This is a genomic window from Serratia sp. AS12, from assembly GCF_000214195.1.
Lineage (GTDB): Bacteria > Pseudomonadota > Gammaproteobacteria > Enterobacterales > Enterobacteriaceae > Serratia > Serratia plymuthica.
Map to the genome: position 1 here is coordinate 1903655 of NC_015566.1, position 21439 is coordinate 1925093.

Annotated in this window: 21 protein-coding genes and 1 tRNA gene; 6 read left to right on the forward strand and 16 right to left on the reverse strand. The window is 55.5% G+C overall.

The features are described from left to right. Positions 1-56: 56 nt before the first annotated feature. From SERAS12_RS08805 to SERAS12_RS08815, 3 genes are read right to left on the reverse strand one after another with little or no spacing between them, the layout of a single operon-like run. Positions 57-2729 carry a PEP/pyruvate-binding domain-containing protein gene (locus tag SERAS12_RS08805; RefSeq protein ID WP_013812354.1) on the reverse strand — a complete coding sequence of 891 codons (2673 nt, stop codon included), beginning with the start codon at positions 2727-2729 and terminating at the stop codon, positions 57-59. Continuing rightward, positions 2726-4756 (reverse strand): FAD-dependent oxidoreductase, encoded by a 2031-nt coding sequence (locus SERAS12_RS08810; protein WP_013812355.1) that lies wholly within the window; start codon positions 4754-4756, stop codon positions 2726-2728. Before SERAS12_RS08810 ends, SERAS12_RS08805 begins: the two co-directional genes overlap by 4 nt. Continuing rightward, positions 4753-5913, reverse strand: coding sequence for an acyl-CoA dehydrogenase family protein (locus tag SERAS12_RS08815; RefSeq protein WP_013812356.1), 1161 nt, complete (start codon positions 5911-5913; stop codon positions 4753-4755). Before SERAS12_RS08815 ends, SERAS12_RS08810 begins: the two co-directional genes overlap by 4 nt. Positions 5914-6744: 831 nt before the next feature. Here SERAS12_RS08815 and SERAS12_RS08820 point away from each other — a divergent pair. Continuing rightward, positions 6745-6960, forward strand: coding sequence for a hypothetical protein (locus SERAS12_RS08820; RefSeq protein WP_004942827.1), 216 nt, complete (start codon positions 6745-6747; stop codon positions 6958-6960). 65 nt (positions 6961-7025) lie between these two features. Here the strand turns inward: SERAS12_RS08820 and SERAS12_RS08825 are convergent, their stop codons facing one another. From SERAS12_RS08825 to SERAS12_RS08840, 4 genes are all read right to left on the reverse strand, one after another. Next, a complete protein-coding gene (locus SERAS12_RS08825) occupies positions 7026-7823 on the reverse strand; it encodes a DNA/RNA non-specific endonuclease (protein ID WP_013812357.1) in 798 nt (265 codons plus the stop codon). A gap of 209 nt (positions 7824-8032) precedes the next feature. Further along, on the reverse strand, positions 8033-8344 hold the full coding sequence (locus SERAS12_RS08830) for a hypothetical protein (protein ID WP_041416554.1): 312 nt from the start codon (positions 8342-8344) through the stop codon (positions 8033-8035). A 239-nt stretch (positions 8345-8583) separates the two neighbouring features. After that, positions 8584-9183 (reverse strand): NAD(P)H:quinone oxidoreductase, encoded by a 600-nt coding sequence (gene wrbA / locus SERAS12_RS08835; RefSeq protein ID WP_013812359.1) that lies wholly within the window; start codon positions 9181-9183, stop codon positions 8584-8586. Between the two features lie 75 nt (positions 9184-9258). Continuing rightward, complete coding sequence (locus SERAS12_RS08840; RefSeq protein ID WP_013812360.1) at positions 9259-9879, reverse strand: LysE family transporter; 621 nt, start codon at positions 9877-9879, stop codon at positions 9259-9261. Between the two features lie 67 nt (positions 9880-9946). Here SERAS12_RS08840 and SERAS12_RS08845 point away from each other — a divergent pair, with 67 nt between their 5' ends. Together SERAS12_RS08845 and SERAS12_RS26425 are read left to right on the forward strand one after the other, a co-directional pair. Further along, positions 9947-10870, forward strand: coding sequence for a LysR family transcriptional regulator (locus SERAS12_RS08845; protein WP_013812361.1), 924 nt, complete (start codon positions 9947-9949; stop codon positions 10868-10870). Positions 10871-11011: 141 nt separating this feature from the next. Continuing rightward, positions 11012-11185 (forward strand): hypothetical protein, encoded by a 174-nt coding sequence (locus tag SERAS12_RS26425; protein ID WP_013812362.1) that lies wholly within the window; start codon positions 11012-11014, stop codon positions 11183-11185. Here the strand turns inward: SERAS12_RS26425 and SERAS12_RS08850 are convergent. Beyond that, the gene (locus SERAS12_RS08850; protein WP_013812363.1) at positions 11182-11757 is read right to left on the reverse strand and encodes a helix-turn-helix domain-containing protein; all 576 of its coding nucleotides are present in this window, start codon (positions 11755-11757) and stop codon (positions 11182-11184) included. The two genes, SERAS12_RS26425 and SERAS12_RS08850, sit on opposite strands and share 4 nt — an antisense overlap. A gap of 67 nt (positions 11758-11824) precedes the next feature. Between SERAS12_RS08850 and SERAS12_RS08855 the strand changes: the two genes are divergently transcribed. After that, a complete protein-coding gene (locus SERAS12_RS08855; protein WP_013812364.1) occupies positions 11825-12742 on the forward strand; it encodes a DMT family transporter in 918 nt (305 codons plus the stop codon). 25 nt (positions 12743-12767) lie between these two features. Here the strand turns inward: SERAS12_RS08855 and rutG are convergent, their stop codons facing one another. From rutG to rutA, 6 genes are all read right to left on the reverse strand, one after another. Further along, positions 12768-14087 (reverse strand): pyrimidine utilization transport protein G, encoded by a 1320-nt coding sequence (rutG, locus tag SERAS12_RS08860; protein ID WP_013812365.1) that lies wholly within the window; start codon positions 14085-14087, stop codon positions 12768-12770. Between the two features lie 69 nt (positions 14088-14156). Continuing rightward, entirely contained in the window at positions 14157-14684 is a 528-nt protein-coding gene (gene rutF / locus SERAS12_RS08865; RefSeq protein WP_013812366.1) for an NADH-dependent FMN reductase RutF, read from the reverse strand. 48 nt (positions 14685-14732) lie between these two features. After that, entirely contained in the window at positions 14733-15572 is an 840-nt protein-coding gene (rutD, locus tag SERAS12_RS08870; protein ID WP_013812367.1) for a pyrimidine utilization protein D, read from the reverse strand. A gap of 24 nt (positions 15573-15596) precedes the next feature. Continuing rightward, positions 15597-15983: a pyrimidine utilization protein C gene (gene rutC, locus SERAS12_RS08875; protein WP_013812368.1), complete on the reverse strand. Its 387-nt coding sequence runs from the start codon at positions 15981-15983 to the stop codon at positions 15597-15599. A gap of 44 nt (positions 15984-16027) precedes the next feature. Next, the gene (gene rutB, locus SERAS12_RS08880; protein WP_013812369.1) at positions 16028-16774 is read right to left on the reverse strand and encodes a pyrimidine utilization protein B; all 747 of its coding nucleotides are present in this window, start codon (positions 16772-16774) and stop codon (positions 16028-16030) included. Further along, positions 16774-17874: a pyrimidine utilization protein A gene (rutA, locus tag SERAS12_RS08885; protein WP_013812370.1), complete on the reverse strand. Its 1101-nt coding sequence runs from the start codon at positions 17872-17874 to the stop codon at positions 16774-16776. The genes rutB and rutA overlap by 1 nt, the downstream gene beginning before the upstream one ends. A 333-nt stretch (positions 17875-18207) precedes the next feature. Here rutA and rutR point away from each other — a divergent pair, with 333 nt between their 5' ends. Continuing rightward, positions 18208-18846 carry an HTH-type transcriptional regulator RutR gene (rutR, locus tag SERAS12_RS08890; RefSeq protein WP_013812371.1) on the forward strand — a complete coding sequence of 213 codons (639 nt, stop codon included), beginning with the start codon at positions 18208-18210 and terminating at the stop codon, positions 18844-18846. Positions 18847-18899: 53 nt separating this feature from the next. Here the strand turns inward: rutR and cycA are convergent, their stop codons facing one another. Beyond that, the gene (gene cycA, locus SERAS12_RS08895) at positions 18900-20300 is read right to left on the reverse strand and encodes a D-serine/D-alanine/glycine transporter (protein ID WP_006324602.1); all 1401 of its coding nucleotides are present in this window, start codon (positions 20298-20300) and stop codon (positions 18900-18902) included. A 349-nt stretch (positions 20301-20649) separates the two neighbouring features. Between cycA and SERAS12_RS08900 the strand changes: the two genes are divergently transcribed. Beyond that, a tRNA-Lys gene (locus SERAS12_RS08900) sits at positions 20650-20725 on the forward strand. A 219-nt stretch (positions 20726-20944) separates the two neighbouring features. Here the strand turns inward: SERAS12_RS08900 and SERAS12_RS08905 are convergent. Further along, positions 20945-21310 carry a cell envelope integrity TolA C-terminal domain-containing protein gene (locus SERAS12_RS08905; protein ID WP_013812372.1) on the reverse strand — a complete coding sequence of 122 codons (366 nt, stop codon included), beginning with the start codon at positions 21308-21310 and terminating at the stop codon, positions 20945-20947. Between the last annotated feature and the right edge of the window lie 129 nt (positions 21311-21439).

Here is a 21439-nt window from a genome sequence, read left to right on the forward strand (position 1 = left end):
ACCATCGTTAAGTGCGGCGGGTCGCCGCGATTTATTTCTGTTGGGTAGGGCGTGGATCAGCCATCAGCGTCAGGTTCTTCTCCGCGTTGGATAATGACCGTTCCGCTATCGCCATCGAGGATCAGAGTGTCTCCGCTGGCAATCAGTTGGGTGGCTACTTTCAGGTTGACTACGGCGGGGATGCCAAACTCTCGTGCCACAATGCAACTGTGTGAAAGCGTGGATCCGATATCGGTGACAATACCGGCCGCCAGTGCGAATAACGGTGTCCAACTGGCGTCGGTAAAGCGCGCCACCAGGATTTCGTTGGGTTGAAGCTCACCAGCCTGGGTTGGCAGGTCGGTAATGACTCGCGCTTTTCCCACCACTTTGCCGGGGCTTGCGGCAAGGCCGGTGAATACGCCGGCGGTATTATCCGCTGCGGGGGTTTTCATTTTCGGCGTGTAGGAACCGATAATCGCCAACGGCGGCTCTTCAGCATGCAAGTTCAATAAATGCTGGTGGCGATTCTGATCGAGCAGTGTCTGCGCAAAAGCCTGTTGTGCCGGGATTTTACCCGCCATATAGGCGCGGAACTGCTCGAAATCGACATAAGGGAGGTCGCTCATTTTAACGACGCCCTGAGTTTCCAGGCGTCGCAGAACTTCCAGCATAATGCAGCGATAGAACCAGGTTTCGGTGATAAAGGTGGGGCGGGTGGCCTCACGGCGTTCGGCCATCACGGCATATAGCCTGGTCAGGGTTTTTAACTTGAATCGACCGACCCATGTCATTTCTTTGAACAGTGCTTCGCTGTCCTGATGACGCAGCCTTTCCGTTTCTCTGAGTTTCTTTTGCAGATCCACCGGGTGCTGCAAATACATTTTCATTACCTGCAACAGATAACTGGGATCATCATTCCAGCGCGGAATACTCAACTCAAATTCCTGGCGACCACGGGTGCCAAATTCAAACAGGAAATCCTTAAAATCGCCCTGCCAGAATGCGCGGGAGATCTCATCTTCGGGCAAGATGTTGACCAATTCATTGGCGCTGTGCTGTTCAAACAGCGCTTTCAGTGCAGGTTGTCGATTGACCTTGTCCACCATTTTGATGATACCCAGCGTCACTTCAATGGTGCGCAGGTTGTTCATCGACGCCTTGATGCGATTTTGCAATCCCTGGCCCCGGCCTTTGAGATAGCGTTCGCAGGTTTGCGCCAGGGCGTCATAGAGGGCAAATGATTGCAGGAAAAAAGGCATGTAAGCGGCGCAACTGTCGAGGAAAAAGCGGTCAACCCGTTGCAGTTCTTGCTCCAGTTCAACCAGAGACAGGGCGGTTAAATCCAGCGCCAGAAAGCGGCGGGTTTCCTGTTGGCGTAAAGCAATCATCTGTTCGACGGTGTTGGCGGCACTGCGCAGATTGTGAACCTGCTGTTTGAGCCAATACCAACCACTTTTGACGTAGCTCCAGCCTTGCACGCCTTTCCCATAGGGATTCTCATAATGGCTGAAGTCAATGTCGGCGGTGGCATAACGGGTGGTGAATTTCATTTCATCACGGGTCGGCGGACACTGCCTGAGCATATAAGCCGAACCGGAAATATTCAGATAAACATAGCCCTGTATATACCCCATGTAGATTTGCCAATCGCTGATATCAGCAAGTCCCATGGTTTTAATCGCCGGGCCATGAATATGTTTCTGGTAGAACCGACAAAACGACAATCCCAGCGGCGTCATCAATCCAGTGACAATCTCTCCTGTGTCCATCCGCGAGAAAAAGGCCCGATCCTTGATCGCCTGATCGTTCTCCCAGGGATTGGCGTAGATAACCTGAGCAGGCTTGGCCTGGGTAGTGACAGGCCGTGCCTGTAGCAGCCAGACCTGGTTATCTTTTACCGCCCATTCAATATCCAGTTCGGTGCGGTAAATAAGTTGGGCCTGTCTGGCCAGGGTGACCAATTGACGCAGCTGCTCCGGGGTCAAACTGGGTATATCGCGTTTGGCCTCAGGGGTGGCCAGTAGCGTCACTTGCCCCTGAGCATCCCGCTGGCAGTAATGCGATTTGTGGCGGATTTGCCGATCGCAAAGGTTGGCACTGGCTTTGTCCAGAGTGAAGCTGTCCGTGGTCACCTGTCCGGAGACCACGCCTTCTCCCAGGCCCCAGCAGCTGTCGATCACCACCTGATCGGCATTGCCGGTCAGTGGATCCTGGGTAAACATCACCCCGGCGGCATCGGCGTCCACCATCACCTGCAACACCACGGCAATCTCGCTTTCCGAGGCGTGCGTCTGGCTGTAGTGCGCCGTCCGTTCTGCCCACAATGACGCCCAGCAGGATTGCACCTTGCGTAATACCTCCTCGGCGCCCTTAACATGCAGATAGGTGTCGTACTGTCCGGCAAAGGATTGATGTTGGCCGTCTTCCTCCAATGCCGAGGAACGAACGGCAATGGAGGCGTCATCGCCCAATTGCTGATAAGCGTCGTTGATTGCCTGCTGCAAAGAGGTGGGCACATTAGCGCCCAGAATAATATCGCGTACCTCGCCTCTGGCACCCTTCGTCAATATCTGCCCGGGAACTGTGGCTTCAATAAATTGCTGGTAAGCCTGGACAGTGATGCAAAATGCCGGCGGTACCGGCAGGCCGGCTTTGATTAGATGATTTAATGAATACCCTTTACCACCCAGATGGTGATGCTTCAGCATCGGATCACCGGAGAGTTCGACAATCAGTGAGCGACTCATGACGACATCTCCAGATTGGCGGCGAAATCTATTGGGGGGAACTCCTGAGCCAGAGCCGCTTTCACAGCCGTTGCCGCCTCAAGCCCGGCAGACACCGCACTTTCAATATTGCCGATACCGACGCTGTCCTGATTGGCGAAATGGATGTTTTTAAACGGTTGGCGAGCAAGGTTAAACACCCCCTGCGCTTGTTGCCCGACCACGGAGGTCACCAGTCCCGCTGGCCAATACCAGATGTGGATATCTTCGATCATGCTGGCGGGGATCCCCAGGTTGCGCAGGACTTTGGCGATTTCGACATAGGTTTGCTGCTGCAACGCCACAAACTCGTTTTTTGCGGTACGATCCTGGCGCTCCGAGCGGGTGGTGGGTTTCAGCAAGGTCAGAACACCGACGTCGGCACCCGCCTGATTATCCATCCAATTGGCGACCAGACAGGTGCCTGCTTTACACCAGGAATACGGCTCGTTGGCTGCGTCAGGTTCGATCAGATAACCGCCGAATGAATGACTGAGCAGGGGTTTTTCCAGCAAGACATTCGCCAGATAATAATCTTCGTGGCGGATTTGCTCGAGTGCGGCCAACTGTTCGGCAGGCAGCGCCGGTAGCCAGCTTGCCAGTTCGGTTTTGGGCGCAGCCCAAATCACTTGTCGGGCCATCACCCGGCTGAGTTCGCCATTGACGATGACCTCAATGAGCGTCCCGTTTGGCTGAGGGGTGATGGCTTGCAGTTGAGCATGACTTTGCAGCCGGATAGTGTCATGGCCGCTCAGGTAATCGTACAGACCGGCGCTGATGCCGCCATTTCCCCCTGGCAGCGTGACCAGATTTCCGCGCAGGTAACCGACCAGAAAATGCAATCCGACATAGGCAGATACGTCATGAATATCCAGACACTCAACCCGCAGTGTGGTGGCCACGGCATTTTCCACTAACTTGCCCAGTTTACGCGGTGGTTGCAGATGTTCCGGCAACAGGCCGAGTTTGTCCGGCTCAAACAGATAGTCGTGAAGGGAAAGGTTATCCAGCAGCGCCATGTGCTCATGACTCCAGGCGCTGTCCGGTGTCCAGGGCAGACTTGGATAGTGTTTGCTGCGTGGGGAGAATTTATCCAGAAAAGTATAAAGCTCGGCAAAAATAGGGTCGCCCAGTTGCTTGGCTGCCACGACATAAGGTTTACCTATAATCGCATGTAAAAAAAGTTGGCCGGTCAGTCCCCAAACCGAGAGTTTGAGCAAGTAGGCGGGGTATTTGAGAAAACCCAGGGTGACCTCACCCAGGCAACGGAGCAGTAAAAAGGTATCGAAAAAAACCAGGGTATCTTTTTCATTGGATTTGTAAGCCTGATCCAGGCCGATTTTTTTCAGCAGGCGCATCATGGACGAGTCTGGCTGCGGTTGCTGAAAACAGACCCCGGCGATGGGGAATTTCAGCGTGCTGACGGTGTTATAACGGGCATTTCCGCCGAAGGTTGGGCTTTTTTCCAGAACCAGAACCCGCTTGTGGGTCAACTCAGTGGCCGCTGTCAACCCAGAGACGCCGCCACCAATAATCACCACATCATATTTGTCTTCCAGTGGCGGGGACGTGGGGGGGGCAGGGAGCGTAACGGGCGTTGAAAAGGCGCGAGTGGGGAAGGTCCGTGGCTGCGGCTTGCGGCGATATTGCACATGCAGCATATAAAATGCGGCCAGAGCGAAGAGGGCGTCTAAAAATATGACCTGCGGCTGGGAATGATGTAACAGGGTGACAAAGATGGCCATCATCAGCAGTTGACCGTAAATCACTAACGTAGTCCAGAGCGGGTTAAGCATCAACACCAACCCCGATCCGAACAGCACTGCGCCTACCAGAATATTGACTGCTGCGCCGTGTTCCGCCAGCCAGAAAGTGATCCCCTGATACCAGGTACCCTGGTTGGCAATCGCCGCTAGCTTGAGAGTTTCAGCCACACTTTCCAGTTCAGGGAAGGCTTTGGCCAGCCCCGCCAGCATATAAAGAACGGCAAAGAGTCGTTGAATAATCATAATGCCGTTCCCCGTAAACCCAACTTACGGGCCACAATTTCTCTTTGGATATCATTGGTGCCGGAGAAGGTCCGACTGGGGATCATATTCAACAGATGGCGAACCAGACCAAGCTCTTGATCCATGGCGGCTCCACCAAAGGTTTGGATGGCATCGAGGCCGGATTGGACCGCGTATTCAGAGATTAACAGCTTGCTCATGGCGATATCGGCTTCAGCCTCAAGACCTTGATCGTGTCGCCAGCAGGCGCGATAGAGCATTAACCGGCACTGTTCCAAGCGTAACTTCATATCAATAATGCGATTGGAAACTGACTGGAATTGGCCTATCGCCTTGCCAAATTGCCGACGTTGCTTGGCGTAGGCCAGGGTGGTTTCGAGCAGGCGCTCCATCGCGCCGATAAACAGGGCGGACAGACAACCTTTCTCCCATATCATCGAGTCATGGAAGATCGCGCCTCCCGCCCCCGGTTTGCCGATCAACTGGGATTGCGGGATAAAGAGATCTTGAAAAGTCACCTCACTCCAGGGGCAATTGGAAAGACAATCTTTTGGGCGGACTTCGCCCACGGATAATCCCGGCGTGCCTTTTTCGATCAGAAAAGCCGAAACGCCCATAAAACCGTGGTCAGGATTAGTTTTGGCGTAAGCGATAAAGAGGTCGGCGATAGGGGCGTTGGTGATAAAAACTTTATTACCGTTAAGTATATAGCCACCGTCGCAGGGCTGTGCCGTCGATTTCATACTATAAATATCCGAACCGGCATCGGGTTCGGTTGCGGCATTGGCCGCAATTAAGCTGCCGGTGACCAGAGGTTCAAGATATTTGGCTTTTAATTCACTGGAACCAAAGCGATAGAGCGGAATAACGCAGGCACATAAGTGGGCGCAGAGTGAGAATGAAAGGCCTATATCGCGGCTTCCTCTTCCCAGGGCCTCTATCATCAATGCGGTATCTAAAGCCCCCATTTCCAAACCACCAAAGGTGGATGAAACAGGGCCACGCACAAAACCATAAGCGGCCGCTTGTTTCCATAAATCAATGTTTACTGTCTGTTGCGATAGCCTGGAGTGTGCATTTGGATCCAGAACATTAAAGGCAAAACGATAGGCTGACTCATACAGTTCCACCTGATTATTTGAGAATTTAAAATCCATGCAACACTCCGCAATCTATAACATTAATTAAATTTGCTAATACATATAACTGCGAGGAAGATAAATCACAAACGCATGCAATGCTATCAAATGTAAATAAATGTTTATTTTTGTGGTTATATGTTGCAGTTTTATTAAAATTTTGTTTTATCTAACTGTTTTTTATTGTGTTTATAAAATGGCGTCTTTGACATAATAAATTACAAACATCAATGTGTTTAATATAAATTAAACTAAACATATTAAATTATTAATTATTGATGTGCTAATTAATTTATGCGGAGGAAGCCTTTTGGGGTTGATTTTCAAGATTGATTATTAAGGCGTTTAAATCTGATCGCGTATCCGTTAATCCGAAAATAAATCCCATGATCCATGAGATTATTAACATCTTAATTATCTGCTGCCTGATATTTTGTTATCAGGGTAATCAATGTGGGTGTATATCACCCAGCGGTATTAGATAGGGGAATTGCATTGTTTCAATGTGCAAAATCACTGCTTGTCATGCCCGTCATTTTTCGAGCCGACCACAGACCGATATGAACCTGATGAGTGACTTCTTTAATGGTGGGCATCACGATTCTTTAGGTTTTGGTCTTCTCGGATTCTAGTGGGCGAATCGTCGTTGGTGAGTTGTCCGCACATCGTGAGAGCATGTTTATTCGCTTCACCGTTACTGAAGTCCTCCCTGCGTAAACTGTCACACCGTTTTTTCCCCAATCTGTTCGATGTCATCCCCGGCAGATGCGCCGCCAACGCTTGATCAAGGCAGTGCAAAGGTTAAAATAGAGTGATGCGATTGCGCTTAACTCTTTCATGGAGATAGAGATGAACTGGTATCAAGTGGCGTTATGGACCATGATTTTTCTGAAGTCCGGGGCGTTCCTGGTGTTCGTTTGGTGGTGGATGTTCAAGCGTGCAACCAAGCCTTATGTTCGCCCGGAAAATGTCGTCATTGATGAAACGCCAGAGGATGAAAATCTGACCATGGAAGACGTTATGAAGAAACACGGGATTACACGCGTGGAAAATCAAACTCAATAACTCGGTCCCGGTATAGACAGCCCCCGGTGACAACCCCGCACCCTTTGAGCGCGGGGTTGTTGGTTTTAGCTCTTGCAGCCCATCAGCTCCGGCAGCACCCCTGGCTTGTTCTTCAGTGAAGCCTGCACATCCTCCGGCAGACCCGCCCAGATAATCAGCCCGGTGCGCTTTTCGATCTCGCTGACCGTTACGCGGTACTGGCAGAAATCGGCACTTTTCGGGGTGTTTTGATCAAACAAGAACGCGGCGTAGTGGTTCACTTCCGGGCTGCTGTTGATGAAAATCACCTTCCAGTAGGCGCTGGGGATAGTGTGCGCTTTTTGAGTCCCCGGCAGTTTGCCCATATCACGTTCATACAGCGGGCCGGTGACGGTATACACCGAGCTGATATCCGCCCGGTCAATCAGCTTGCGTTCCTGATCTTCCAGCCGCGCCCAGGATCCCTGGTTCAGATCGGCCTTCTGCGGCGTGATGTTGGAAAGGTAGTTCAGCGACTCCCAGTCAGACACCCCCGCCAGCGAGGCCAGCGGCGCCTGATGCCCACGGTCAACTTTCAACGCCGCATTGGCGCCGGTGTAATCCGCCGGTACCAGCGTATCTGCCGGGTTCAGCGCCGGGTCGGTTTTCCAGTTGCGATCTTTGCCGCTGGCCGGCGTGTCCTTGGTGATGTGGTAAGCCACCCAGTTGGCGAACTTGGTGCTGCTGTTATTGTTCAGAGTATAAGCGTGGCGAACGATAGATACGTTGCTACTGCCACCGGTCGGGCAACCCACCGCGCAGTTGTCGATGGATTCGAGCGTTTCGGCCGAAACCTGAGTGGCAAACAGCAGGGCGGCCAGGGCTAACATCTTGTTAAAGCGCATATTCATATCCTCAATAAGTTAAAATATACTGTATTTATTTACAGTGTTTTTAACTTATATCAGTGAAATGAATACAACAATGCAACACATTCAGGTTATGAATGTGCTACAGCTGATACACAAAGTTGTGTCGAATTGGAGGGGAAATCGAGAGCGGCGATAGCAGCAGGTGGCTAACCTTCGATACCACCGACTAATAAGGCTGGTGCTTATTCCAACAGGTTATTTACGGTGCGGCGCACATACTGCGTCATCTGTGCCAGATCGTCAGGCGACACTGGCCCTCCGCCGGCACGTACTACCTGCTGTTCTATCTGGGCGATCTCCTGCTCGACCTTATTGGCAATCTGCACCTTGACGATTTTATCCACCGACGAGAGCAGGACTTTCAACACCACTTTCAACGCAACGTTCTCGCAGAACGAGTCGTAGTGGTGAACTGCCGGCGGCGCAACGGGTGGCTCGGGTGCGCGCGGGGCCATAGCCTTGAAACTGTCTACATTTTCAATAATAAGATCCATGTCTCTTATTAGTTCATCAAAATCTTTAGACACTGACTTATTTCCCTTCGCTATGCGCAAAAACAGAACGCCCGCCATCAGGGCCAATGCCGGTGATAGACGGGCAGAACGAATTTCGACCGTGACGTTCAGGTAGTGAATGGCAGGCTGAGCGGCATTTTAACCTTGCTGCGGGTTGGCAACAAGATGGGGCCGAACGAATCCGCGGCCCCACCGGGTAGATAACGGAAGGTTATTGCTTAACTTTTCAGCTTGGCAGTGATTTTCGCCACGTGTTCGCCCTGATAACGGGCAATGGTCAGTTCTTCCTGGCTGGGCTGACGCGAGCCGTCACCCCCGGCGATAGTGGTCGCGCCATAGGGCGTGCCGCCGCGGGTGTGGGAGACGTCAAACAGTTCGGGCGTGGCGTAGCCGATCGGAACGATAATAAAACCGTGGTGCGCCAGCGTGGTCCAGGTGGAGGTGATAGTGTGTTCCTGGCCGCCACCGGTACCGGTGGACGAAAATACGCTGCCGACCTTGCCATACAGCGCGCCGGAAGCCCACAGTCCCCCGGTTTGATCGAGGAAGGTGCGCATCTGCCCGGCCATGTTGCCAAAGCGGGTAGGGGTACCGAAGATAATGCCATCGTAATCGGCCAACTCCTGTGGCGTGGCGACAGGCGCTTTTTGATCGCTTTTGCCGCCGGCCTTGGCGAAGGCATCCGCTGGTATGGTTTCCGGCACCCGTTTCACGGTGACTTCAACGCCGCTGACCCTGCGCGCACCTTCTGCTACCGCTTCTGCCAGAGTTTCGATATGCCCGTACATTGAGTAATAAAGGACCAAAACTTTTGCCATGTTGCGTTCCCCGCTCGGTGATTAAAAGAAATGCCCCATAAGCATAGAAGTGAATGCTGAACTTATCCTTGAACCTTATTTGATGCCGGCTATCGCCAGCAGCGCACCGAAGGCGATCAGCAGGCCGCCAAAGGCTCTGTCGATGCCTTTACGCAGGCGCAGCAGGCGCGCATTGACGCCCGGCGCGGAAAACAGCAGCGCTACAGCGGCAAACCAGAGAATATGGGCAACCGCAATAAACAGCCCATAGCCGATCTGCACGCTGAGCGGCGTCTGCGGATTGACCACCTGCATGAACAGGCTGACGATAAAAATAGTGGTTTTGGGGTTCAGCACATTGGTCAAAAAACCGGTCTTCAGCGCGGCGAAGTCACTGGTGGCGGCTGTGTCTTCGTGGGAAGAGGCAGCGGCGGCAGCCCCGGCGTGGCGCAGCATGCTGACACCCAGATAAATCAAATAGGCGGCACCGATCGCCTTCAGCAGAGTAAACAACCACAGCGACTGTTGGATCAACACGCCGACACCGACCAGGGTATAGCTCACGTGGATCACCACACCGGTGCCGATACCGCAGGCGGTCAGCACCCCGGCGCGGCGGGAAAGGAGCAGGCTGTTGCGTGACACCATGGCAAAGTCCGGCCCGGGGCTGATAACGGCGAGTAAAGTGATGGTGACGACGGCGAGGAGTTCAGTCATAGTTATCCTGTAAAAAATCAGAAGAGAGTGGCTGATTTATAAGAGGAATAGCCGGCGGTGACAAACGATGAAAACTGACAGTATCAGTGAGAAAAACTCACGCAAAATTAATCGGCCGCTGTCACTGGGCGGGCTGCGCTGCTTTGAGGCCGCTGCGCGACTGGAAAGCTTTACGCAGGCGGCGAGCAGCCTGAACCTGACGCACGGGGCCGTCAGCCGTGCGGTCAGAGCGCTGGAGGATGAGCTGGGGATTGCGCTGTTCGAGCGCCGCCACCGGCGGGTATATCTTACGCCAGCCGGGCACACGCTGTTTCAGGCGTCTCAGCAAGCATTCGGCATTCTGGATCATACGGCGCAAACGCTGCGCCAGCAGGCGCAGGACGCGCCGCTGGTGTTGTCGTGCGAGCCAACGTTATTGATGCGCTGGTTGATACCGCGTCTGCCGGCGTTTCAGCAGGCGCACCCGGAAATCAACCTGCAACTGGTGGCCGGTGGCGGGCCATTTTCGTTTCATGACGGCATTACCGCCGCTATCCGGCGCAACGATTTTGACTGGGGGGATAAGCTGCACAGCCTGGCGTTGTTCAGCGAGCGGGTCGGGCCGGTGTGCAAACCTGAAACGCTGCGGCGCTGGGTAACCCTTGGCGACGGCCAACTGCAGTTGAGCCACGACGCGGTACTGCTGCATTCCGCCACCCGTCCCGATGCCTGGCGGCAATGGGCGCAGGGGAAAGGCGTGGCGCTGACTGGCCAGCCGGAGCAGCGTTTTGACCATTTCTATTTCAGCCTGCAGGCGGCAGTGGCGGGGATGGGGATTGCCATCGGCCCGTGGCAGCAGGTACGCGATGATGTGGCCGCCGGTTTGCTGAGCGCACCCTTTGGTTTTACGCCGGATGGCAGCGGTTACTGCCTGTTGTCGCCACAGGAAATCAGGCCGGGCAGCGCGCTCGCCCGGCTGGCGGATTGGCTGAAACTCAGTGCAGACGCCTGAGCTTTTGCTCCAGCCGCTGCCGTTGCCAACGGCTGAAAACCTCTGGCAGCAGTAGGGTGCGCACGACAGGCGAGTGACACCCGCGGCCGACGAGGGCTAAACTACACTTGCAGTGTGTCCGGCCCATTAACGGAGGAAACAATGACATCATTTCGTGGCATCAAACGGGTATTGCTGAGCGACGGCGCCATCAAACATGTGGTCGTGGAGGACGACGTGGGCGATGAATGCACCTTCGCCGCCAAAGACTATATTTCCGAGGGGATCCAGCCGCCGTTGGAAGAGCTGCCAGAAGTGGCGGCGCTGGATGATTAAAAGGTGACGTTGCGGATAAAACGCAGCGGCCGATCGGTGCGGTTGACGTAGGCATAGTGCTGATCGCTGTTGAACACCTGGGTTTCACCGGCATCCAGCGTCAGGGTCTGTTGTTCCAGCACCAGCGTCAGGCTGCCGGTGATCACATAGATAATTTCGTTCCAGCCTGCGGCATCCGGCAGCGAGTCGTAGCGTTCGCCCGGCATCAGCGCCCATTCCCACAGCTCCACCCGCTGACGTGCGGGCACGCTGGCGACGAACACCGCCTGGCTTGCCGGCTCGCGCCCCTGCCAGGCCAGCTCACCCACCAGATGATTGCCGCGTGCTTCCGGTGCCTGGATCAGATCGGTGAAGGCGATATTCAGCGCCTCGGCAAGTTTGTCCAACACCGCCAGGCTGACGTTGCGGTCACCGGCTTCAATCCCGGCCAGCATGCGACGGCTGACGCCGGATTTTTCCGCCAGCGCCATCTGGCTTAGCCCGGCTTGCTGGCGGTATCCGCGCAGGTTGCTGCTCAGATATTGCAGCACTTTGAGCGCGTCATGTTTTTCATTGTGCACTATATTGCTCATCCGCAGGCATTCCCTCATACTGGTGCGATCTGTGCATTATATTGCACCCGGCATTAAGGGCAAGTCAGTGTCTGCAGTAAAAAAATCCTTTATTTCCACGCTTATTTTCAAAATCAAACTTCAGGAAGCGGTGCTGATTTTCATCACCATGATCTGGGGCGGTACCTTTTTGGCCGTGCATCATGCCATGCAGGTCAGCGGGCCGTTCTTTTTCGTCGGGCTGCGTTTTGCCGCCGCCACGTTGGTGCTGACGCTGTTCTCCCTGCGCACCCTGCGCGGGTTGACCTGGTATGAATTGAAAGCGGGCGTGTTTATCGGCATTGCCATCATGTTTGGCTACGGTCTGCAAACCGTTGGGTTGCAAACGATCAGCAGCAGCCAATCGGCGTTTATTACCGCCATGTATGTGCCGATGGTGCCGTTGTTACAGTGGCTGGTGCTGGGGCGTTTTCCCGGCGTGATGTCGTGGGTCGGCGTTCTGCTGGCGTTCACCGGCCTGATGCTGCTGGCCGCGCCGAGCAGCGCGGATATGACGCTCAGCGCGGGCGAGATACTGACATTGATCGGCACGCTGGGCATGGCGGCCGAGATCATTCTGATTGGCGCCTATGCCGGTAAGGTGAATATCAAACGGGTGACGGTGGTACAACTGGGGACGGCATCGCTGGCCTCGTTCCTGATGATGGTACCGACCGGCGAGGCGGTGCCGCCATACACCAGCTATCTGCTGTACAGCGCGATAGGACTGGGTATCGCCAGCGCCATGATTCAACTGACGATGAACTGGGCGCAGCGCAGCATGTCACCGACGCGCGCTACGGTCATTTATGCCGGCGAACCGGTCTGGGCGGGGATCGTCGGGCGTATTGCAGGCGAACGTTTACCGGGGGTTGCCCTGTTGGGCTGCGGGCTGATTGTGTTGGGCGTGCTGGTCAGCGAACTGCGCATTCGCCGCAAAGGCAAGGCAGCGGCGCTGGCTGAATAAGGCCCGGCAGGCCGGGCCCTCGGTGTCAACGTGCGGCGTTGTCCGCCAGCGGCAGGATTTTACGGTTGCGCAGCAGCGCATTCAGAATAATGGCGCCGAAGGTGGCTGTCCCTATGCCCCCCATGGTGAAGTTGCCGATGGTCAGCGCAAAATCGCCGGCACCCAGCACCAGTGTTACGGCCACCATAATCAGGTTGCCGTTATCGCCCAAGTCGACCTTGTTTTGCACCCAGATACGCGCGCCGGCAACGGCAATCAAACCGAACACCACCACCGAGGCGCCACCCAGCACCGGGCCTGGAATAGTGTGGATCAGCGCACCGAACTTGGGTGAAAAGCCCAGAACAATCGCCACCGCCGCTGCGGCGACAAATACCAGGGTGGAGTAAATTTTGGTTACCGCCATCACGCCGATATTTTCAGCATAGGTCGTGACCCCGGTGCCGCCTACCGAGCCAGACAGCAGGGTCGCCAGCCCGTCGCCGACAAAGGCGCGGCCGATATAGGGATCAAGATTCTGGCCGGTCATCCCTGCCACCGCTTTCACATGTCCGAGGTTTTCCGCCACCAGAATGATCGCCACCGGGGCAATCAACAGCATGGCGTGCAGGTTAAACACCGGCGCGGTGAACTGCGGCAGGCCAAACCAGGCCGCCTGGCTCAGCGCGCTGTAATCCACCGGCTTGCCGAGCCCAAAACCGTTGGTCACGACCACATAAATCAGGTAGGCGGCGATCAGCCCGAGCAGGATCAGCAGCCGCTGCATCAATCCACGGGTGAATACCGCCACCGACCCGATGCATAAAATGGTGACCACCGCCATCCAGCTGTCAAAATTGGACGCCGAGACGCTGCGTACGGCGATAGGTGCCAGGTTCAGGCCGATCGCCATCACCACCGCCCCGGTCACCACCGGCGGCATCAGGCGTTCGATCCAACGGGTGCCGACGCTCATCACCACAAACCCAATCAGCAGATACACCACCCCGCAGGCGATGATGCCGCCCAGCGCCAGCGCAATGTTGGGGTTCGCGCCCTGGCCGCTGTAACCGGTGAGGGTGATCACCAGCCCGACAAACGCCGCGCTGGAACCGAGGTAACTCGGCACCCGGCCGCCGACCACCAGGAAAAACAGCAGCGTGCCGATGCCGGACATCAATATGGCCAGGTTGGCGTCAAAGCCCATCAGCAGCGGCATCAGCACCGTGGCGCCAAACATGGCCACCGCGTGTTGCAAGCCCATAACCAGCGTTGGCACCAGCGGCAGCCTTTCATCGGGTGCGACCACCGCACCGTCCAGATTGCCTTGCTTCATGCGCCATTGGGGAAACCAGGTATTCGCCATCGTCATCTCCAAAAACAGGGGGGCAGGTTAGGGGCGCAGGTGAGTGCGCGTTACGGCATTATCGGCAAATCATTGTTTCAATAACGGGTGATAGCGGCGATCGAAGTAAGCCAGCCCGTGGCTTTCGTCATTACGCGCCAGCGCCACCGCCTGACAGAACAGAATGTCATGGGTGCCGACGCTGACAATTTGGCTAATCCGACAATCGAAAGAGACCACTGCGCCATGCAGAATGGGGGAGCCGGTTGCCAGCGTGGACCAACGGGCGGCGGAAAAACGCATGTCCATCGGCGTTTTTCCGCCAAACAGATTCGACAGCGACTCGTGTTCCGCCGCCAGCGTATTGACGCACAGCGTCTGGTTTTGCTTGAACACCGAATACACCGATGCGGAGCGGTTCAGGCACACCAGCAGCGTCGGGGGCGTATCGGTAACGCTGCATACTGCAGAGGCGGTAAACCCGGCGCGGCCTGCTGGGCCGTCGGTGGTAATGATATTCACGGCCGAACCCAGGCGCGCCATCGCGTCGCGAAAGTCCTGTTTTTCTACGCCCTGTGGCACAAGTGGCGCGCTGGCAAGAAGGGTTTGGGTTTGCATACTTTTTCTCCTGTGGCTAGCCCATCTTGAAGGGCCTGGCGGTTGAACTCAGTGTTTCAGTCCTGTGGGCTCAAGCTGGGCGTCCGCAGGGCCGCAAGCAGACGACTGGCCGTGGGTTTTCAGCAACCAACCGAGCAGAATACGGTTAAAGTTGTCGGCATCCGTCACGCTCATGGCATGGCCGCCGTACGCCATCTGCGCCAGTTCACCGAACGGCAGGCTCTCCGCCAACTGATGCGAGCAGTGATAGGGCACCAGCAAATCGTCGCGGGAACACAACGCCAGCGTCGGGGTGGAAATGTCCGCCAGGTACGGGCGGAAATCGGCATTCATCAGCGCACTCAGGCGGCGTAACAGGTTTTCTGTGCCCTGGAAATGCGCCACCTGATGCGTCAGCTCCTCATCCAGCAGCGCTTCGTGTCGCGACAGCCAGTCGGCGGGGAACAAGAACAGCGGCTGGGCGCGCACATAGGCTTCCACGCCGCTGTTGAGCAGCAGGTCCTGGCGCACTTTGAAGCAGCGCCGGGTCTGGCTGTCCAGCGTTGGCCAGCCATTAACCACCACCAGTTTTGCGACCAGTTCCGGGTGCGTGAGCGCCAACTGCAGGCCTATCATGCCGCCAAGCGCGTGGCCGACGAAATAACAGTGTTCAACGCCAATCGAGCGCAGCAACTGCGCCACCTCATCCGCCATATCGGCCATGCTGTAGCCGGCCGGCACCTCGCCTTGGCTGCGGGCGGTGCCCTGATGATCGTAAACCACTACCCGGAAATGCTCGCTCAGCGCTTCAATCTGCGGTTGCCAGAAACTGCCTGCGCCGCCCAGACCGGCAGAGAGCACCACCGTGGGGGCGAGCGGGGTGTCTTTTCCCAAAATCTCAAAGTACATTCTCTATCCTCTGTGGATAAGGATTCAGCGGCCGATATGGGCCACGGTGGCAATTTCAATCAGTGCGTCCGGTTTCACCAACCCGCACTGAATGCAGTAGCGCGCCGGTTTGTCGCCAGGAAAATACTCCGCATAGACCTGATTGATGGCGGCATAATTTTGCCAGTCGGTGAGGAATATCGAGTTAAAGGTCACGTCATCCATGCTGCCGCCGGCGGTTTCTATCACGCTTTTAATGGTTTCCAGCACGTGGCGGGTTTGCGCTGCCGCATCGCCGACGTGCACCACGTTATTCTCTTTATCGAACGCCAGCGTACCCGAGACGTAAACCACGCCATCGGCCAGCGTGCCGGGGACGAACGGGGCCAGCGGTTTGCCGGTGCCCGGCGGCGTAATGATGGTTTTTGGCATAGTCTTGCTCCTGATGAATGATTAAAGGGTAAAGCAGGCAAAACTCATGCCGTTTGGCTGAGCGGGGCGATGAGCGCATCGCAGAAACTGTCGACGTCCGACACCCAACCAAAGAAGGTTTCGATGTTGTACAGCGCCGCTTGCTGGGCAAACTGCGGCCCAGCCTGATGAGTGGCGTCCGCCAGCACCACGCCGAAATATTCGAGGAAGAAGCCGTCGCGCAATGTGGATTCCACGCAGACGTTGGTGGCGATGCCGGTAAACACCAAATGGTGAATGCCGTAGGAGCGCAACAGACTGTCGAGTTGGGTATTGAAGAAGCCGCTGTAGCGCGGTTTCGGGATCACGATATCGCCCGGCTGCGGCTGCAGTTCGTCCACCAGATCGTAGTCCCAGTCGCCCTTGGCCAGCAGCTTGCCCATCAACTCCGGGCGTTTGCGCATGGTTTTCAGCGCGTTGGATTTATGCCAGTTGGGCGAACCCTGGCCGCCGGCTTCGACGTACTGATTGTCCCAGCCGTTCTGGAAAAAGATCACCCGGATACCGGCAGCGCGCGCGGCGCTGATGGCGCGTTTGATATTGGCGATCACCGGGGCGGTGGCCGAGACGTCAAAACCGGCGAGATCAAGATAGCCGCCCTGCGAAGCGTAGGCATTTTGCATATCGACCACGATCAGCGCAGTTTCCTGCGGCGCAAAGGCGATGCTCTCCGGGCGCGCGGGCAGAGTGACGGTGGCGCCGCTTTCCGGTGACTGGCGGTGTACCACCGGCTGGTTTTCAACAATTTTCATCAGGCTACCTCACGGCTTTCAGCGGTTTTTGGGCAAACGTCGGCGCGGCTTTTCATCAGCGGCTGAATGCGCTCGCCAAAGTCTTCTACCCCTTTCACGAAGTCATCGAAGGTCAGCAGCACGCCTTCGGTACCGGGCACGGTAGCGATCTCATCCATCATGCGCGCCACGTTGGCGTAGGAACCGACCAGCGTACCCATATTGATGTTGACAGCCGAGGTCGGGTCCGCCATCTGGCGCACGTTGGTGTCGGCACCGGACTTAGTGTCCTTACCGCTTTGCTCGGTCAGCCAGGCCAACGCTTCGGTGTCGGCACCGGTTTTATAACTTTCCCATTTGGCGCGTGCGGCCTCGTCGGTCTCATCGGCAATGATCATGAACAGCACATAACAGGCGACGCTGCGGCCTTCGGTGTCGGCGGCGGTTTTCAGCCGGGCTGCCGTCGGTGCGAAGGCGGTCGGGGTGTTGACGCCCTTGCCGAAACAGAAGTTGTAATCGGCGTATTTGGCCGAGAAGGCCATGCCGGCGTCACTCTGCCCGGCGCAGATGACCTTGATGTCCGCCTGTGGCTGCGGGCTGACGCGGCAGTCATCCATTTGGAAGAACTCGCCTTTGAAGTCGGACTTGCCGGTGCCCCACAGATCGCGCAGCACCTTCACGTATTCCGCCAGGTAGTCGTAACGGCGGCCGAAGTAATCGTCGCCCGGCCACATGCCCATCTGCTCGTATTCCGGTTTTTGCCAGCCGGTCACCACGTTCAGGCCAAAGCGCCCGTTGGAAATAGAGTCGATGGTGGAGGCCATACGCGCGACGATCGCCGGCGGCATGGTCAGGGTCGCTGCGGTGGCGTAGATCTTGATGCGCGAGGTGACTGCAGCCAGCCCGGCCATCAGGGTGAAGGATTCCAGGTTGTGATCCCAAAACTCGGTTTTTCCGCCGAAGCCGCGCAGTTTGATCATCGACAGAGCGAAATCGAAATTGTAATGCTCGGCCTTCTGCACGATGGTTTTGTTGAGTTCAAACGTCGGTTTGTATTGCGGAGCATTGCTGGAAATCAGCCAGCCGTTGTTGCCGATCGGGATAAATACGCCAATTTTCATTTGAACACCTCGGGTCTGCGAATGGGACGGTTCACGCGCTGCTTGAATGCTTCCTGCGGGTTCCAAATTGCGCGGCGCTTGCCAGGATGTTGCAAACACAGTGCCAGTTTTTAAAAGGGTATATTTATCAATAAATTGGTGTTGGTGTGTGATCGGGTTGTTGAGTGAATGGTCCAAAATAGACCATTTGGTAAAAAATATGTGCACAAAAATCAGGCGCAGTTGCCCGTAAAAGGTGCAAAAAATCCCCCGAAAGGAGTAGGTAAATGCGTGGGTTTCACTCAGTGGCTTTGTTATGCTGATGACCGAATCAGGTGACGCCAAGGAGCTGCAGTGAAGCAACAACCCGTTAAACCGCCTACGCGCCGCTCGCGCGCGGTGGCCGCAAAACGCAGCACTATCATGGATGCGGCACTGGAGTTTTTCTCGCTGTACGGTATTCACGGCACCAGTCTGGATCAGGTAGCGGAGCGTGCTGACGTGTCCAAAACCAATTTGCTTTATTACTTCCCTTCGAAAGAGGAACTGTACGTTGCGGTGCTGAAAGGCATCCTCGACGTGTGGCTGGCGCCGCTGAAAGCGCTGCGCGCCGATCAGGAACCCTTGCAGGCCATTCGCGAATATATCCGCCTTAAATTGGACGTGTCCCGCCATCACCCGCAGGCTTCGCGGCTGTTCTGTCTGGAAATGATCCAGGGCGCTCCGTTGCTGAAACTGGAGTTGCAGGGGGGATTGAAGGCGCTGGTGGACGAGAAATCCGCGATGATCGAGCGCTGGATCGCCGAAGGCCATATCGCGGCGGTGGAGCCGCATCACCTGATCTTTATGCTGTGGGCTACCACTCAGCACTATGCGGATTTCTGGGTGCAGGTAGAGGCAGTGACCGGCAAAACGTTGGACGATGAGGCGTTCTTTCAGCAGACGGTGGAAAACGTGCAGCGGGTGATTATCGACGGGATACGCCCGCGTTAATCGTCTAAAGAGGAGAAAATGCAGGGGGATAAGCGATTATCCCCCGGTTGTTTTTAGGCGGTTTTTTTCTTGCGCAGGAACACGTAAGACAAACCGAGCACCACAAACCACAGCGGCGTGACGATCAGCGCCTGGCGGGTGTCATCGCGCAGCGACAGCAGCACCAGCACAAACACGAAGAACGCCATGCACACCCAGCACATCAGCTTGCCGGCCGGCATCTTGTAGATCGATTTTTGGTGCAGCGCCGGGCGTTGCTTACGGTAAACCAGATACGAACACAGGATAATGGTCCAGACAAACATAAACAGAATGGCGGAGACGGTGGTCACCAGCGTAAACACCGTCATTACGTTCGGGATCAGGTAAATCAGCACCACGCCGCCCAGCAGACAGATGCAGGAGAAGGTCAGGCCGTTAGCCGGCACCGCCCGTTTGGACAGATTGGCGAACGACTTCGGCGCATCGCCTTCCTGCGCCAGACCGAACAGCATGCGGCTGGTGGAGAACACCCCACTGTTGGCGGAAGAGGCGGCGGAGGTCAGCACCACGAAGTTGATCACGCTGGCCGCAGCCGGCAGGCCAATCAGCACGAACAGCTCAACGAACGGGCTTTTATCGGCAACCACAGAATTCCACGGCGTGACCGACATAATCACGATCAGCGCGAACACGTAAAACATGATGATGCGGATCGGAATGGAGTTGATGGCGCGCGGCAGCACTTTTTCCGGATCTTTGGTTTCAGCCGCGGTGGTACCCACCAGCTCGATGCCGACAAAGGCGAACACCGCGATCTGGAAGCCGGCGAAGAAGCCGCTGATGCCTTTCGGGAACATGCCGCCGTCATTCCACAGGTGTGAGAACGACGCTACGGTGCCGGTAGGGGACTGGAACTGCATGGCGATCATCACCAGCCCGGCGACGATCAACCCGACAATGGCGACGATTTTAATCATCGCAAACCAGAATTCCATTTCGCCAAACATCTTCACCGTCGCCAGGTTCAGGCCCAGCAGCAGTAACACGCACAGCAGCGAGGCGATCCACTGCGACAGCCCGGGGAACCAGAACTGGGCGTAGGCGGTGATCGCCACCACGTCGGCGATGCCGGTGACGACCCAGCAGAACCAGTAGGTCCAGCCGGTAAAGAAACCGGCCCAGGGGCCGAGCAGATCGGCGGCGAAATCGCTGAAGGATTTATATTCCAGGTTGGAGAGCAGCAACTCGCCCATGGCGCGCATCACGAAAAACAGCATAAAGCCGATGATCATGTACACGAAGATGATGGAAGGACCGGCCAGACTGATGGTTTTGCCGGACCCCATAAACAAACCCGTGCCGATAGCGCCGCCGATGGCGATCAGTTGAATATGTCGGTTAGTTAGGTTTCGCCGTAGATGATCTTCTGACGCAGGCGTCGCGTCTGTGGCTATTTTGGAGTGATCTACCATCTGATGATGTCCTGTTTTACCTGTCATGGGTGAAATAGCGAGCTCTGAAGTGGCTCTTTTTTATACGATTATCCGGTTGGCCCGGCTTTAGTAAGGTAGTGCAATAACGCCACCTTTGTGCAACATGTTTACAACATTTATGCGAGGGATAAAAGTCGATTATTCTTTACACCGAGGAGGCAAATCGGACGTCTTGGGGGCGGAAGATTACTCCTCGTGATAGCAGATTAATAGCCCTAAGTAGCCTTATCTCGTTGATAAAAAAGAGGGTTGAAAATATCGCATGAGAAAAAGTAATGGATGTAAGCGTTTGACATTGATAGCGGAGAGGCGAATAATTTAACCCGTTGGGTCGTTAGCTCAGTTGGTAGAGCAGTTGACTCTTAATCAATTGGTCACAGGTTCGAACCCTGTACGACCCACCAACAAATCATGTGGTTAGCGGTTCTTTGCGTCTTGATTTTTTTCGCTATGGGACAAATTTGGGACAGGCTTCTCAAAAATCGCATCTCTCTGGCGCCGATATTCAGTTAAGTGATCTGACGCAAGATAAGCCTGACTTCGCACCCTTCTATCGACCCCCAATTCCCCACTACCCAGCAAAATTGATAATGGAAGTCTGAGGGCATTTGCTTTGCCGAACCCTAGGTTTGCTTCGGCTGAAAGACGATCACGAGTTTTTTGAAGGTTGCATAGGTTTTTTCATCCGGTGGTGCCGGGATCTCTGCTGAGAAGACGGCAGTCATGCCCGCTTCGCACAGCGGCGTAAAACCCTCAACATTATTGATGTCGGTGACCTTACCCTGGCGGTTCAGGGATATGGACATACTGCATTCTTGCCCGTAATAGCTGTCCTGTATGATCGTTTCCGTAAGTATTGCGTTGGTTACATCGTGGTAATAATCCGTTATCGCGACGCCGGTGCGTTTTGGCTCAGGGTAATTGCTGTGGCATGCGGTTAAGCTGAGCGCGGCCAGGAGGGCGGTGGTGACGATACGCAGGAGAGGCATTTTATTCCCTTAAGTGCTGAGCAGCTTCATCTGAAGCTGGTATCCCATCTGAAGATAAACATTATGTTACCCCATAATTCGACCTCTTAGAGCTTATCGCAGCGGTCTTTTGGGGCGTGGTAGAAAGGT

Excerpts from the sequence above, each read along its gene's own strand:
- SERAS12_RS08805 (WP_013812354.1), bottom strand. The coding sequence starts at position 2,729 with ATGAGTCGCTCACTGATTGTCGAACTCTCCGGTGATCCGATGCTGAAG.
- SERAS12_RS08810 (WP_013812355.1), bottom strand. The coding sequence starts at position 4,756 with ATGATTATTCAACGACTCTTTGCCGTTCTTTATATGCTGGCGGGGCTG.
- SERAS12_RS08815 (WP_013812356.1), bottom strand. The coding sequence starts at position 5,913 with ATGGATTTTAAATTCTCAAATAATCAGGTGGAACTGTATGAGTCAGCC.
- SERAS12_RS08820 (WP_004942827.1), top strand. The coding sequence starts at position 6,745 with ATGAACTGGTATCAAGTGGCGTTATGGACCATGATTTTTCTGAAGTCC.
- SERAS12_RS08825 (WP_013812357.1), bottom strand. The coding sequence starts at position 7,823 with ATGCGCTTTAACAAGATGTTAGCCCTGGCCGCCCTGCTGTTTGCCACT.
- SERAS12_RS08830 (WP_041416554.1), bottom strand. The coding sequence starts at position 8,344 with ATGGATCTTATTATTGAAAATGTAGACAGTTTCAAGGCTATGGCCCCG.
- wrbA (WP_013812359.1), bottom strand. The coding sequence starts at position 9,183 with ATGGCAAAAGTTTTGGTCCTTTATTACTCAATGTACGGGCATATCGAA.
- SERAS12_RS08840 (WP_013812360.1), bottom strand. The coding sequence starts at position 9,879 with ATGACTGAACTCCTCGCCGTCGTCACCATCACTTTACTCGCCGTTATC.
- SERAS12_RS08845 (WP_013812361.1), top strand. The coding sequence starts at position 9,947 with ATGAAAACTGACAGTATCAGTGAGAAAAACTCACGCAAAATTAATCGG.
- SERAS12_RS26425 (WP_013812362.1), top strand. The coding sequence starts at position 11,012 with ATGACATCATTTCGTGGCATCAAACGGGTATTGCTGAGCGACGGCGCC.
- SERAS12_RS08850 (WP_013812363.1), bottom strand. The coding sequence starts at position 11,757 with ATGAGCAATATAGTGCACAATGAAAAACATGACGCGCTCAAAGTGCTG.
- rutG (WP_013812365.1), bottom strand. The coding sequence starts at position 14,087 with ATGGCGAATACCTGGTTTCCCCAATGGCGCATGAAGCAAGGCAATCTG.
- rutF (WP_013812366.1), bottom strand. The coding sequence starts at position 14,684 with ATGCAAACCCAAACCCTTCTTGCCAGCGCGCCACTTGTGCCACAGGGC.
- rutD (WP_013812367.1), bottom strand. The coding sequence starts at position 15,572 with ATGTACTTTGAGATTTTGGGAAAAGACACCCCGCTCGCCCCCACGGTG.
- rutC (WP_013812368.1), bottom strand. The coding sequence starts at position 15,983 with ATGCCAAAAACCATCATTACGCCGCCGGGCACCGGCAAACCGCTGGCC.
- rutB (WP_013812369.1), bottom strand. The coding sequence starts at position 16,774 with ATGAAAATTGTTGAAAACCAGCCGGTGGTACACCGCCAGTCACCGGAA.
- rutA (WP_013812370.1), bottom strand. The coding sequence starts at position 17,874 with ATGAAAATTGGCGTATTTATCCCGATCGGCAACAACGGCTGGCTGATT.
- cycA (WP_006324602.1), bottom strand. The coding sequence starts at position 20,300 with ATGGTAGATCACTCCAAAATAGCCACAGACGCGACGCCTGCGTCAGAA.
- SERAS12_RS08905 (WP_013812372.1), bottom strand. The coding sequence starts at position 21,310 with ATGCCTCTCCTGCGTATCGTCACCACCGCCCTCCTGGCCGCGCTCAGC.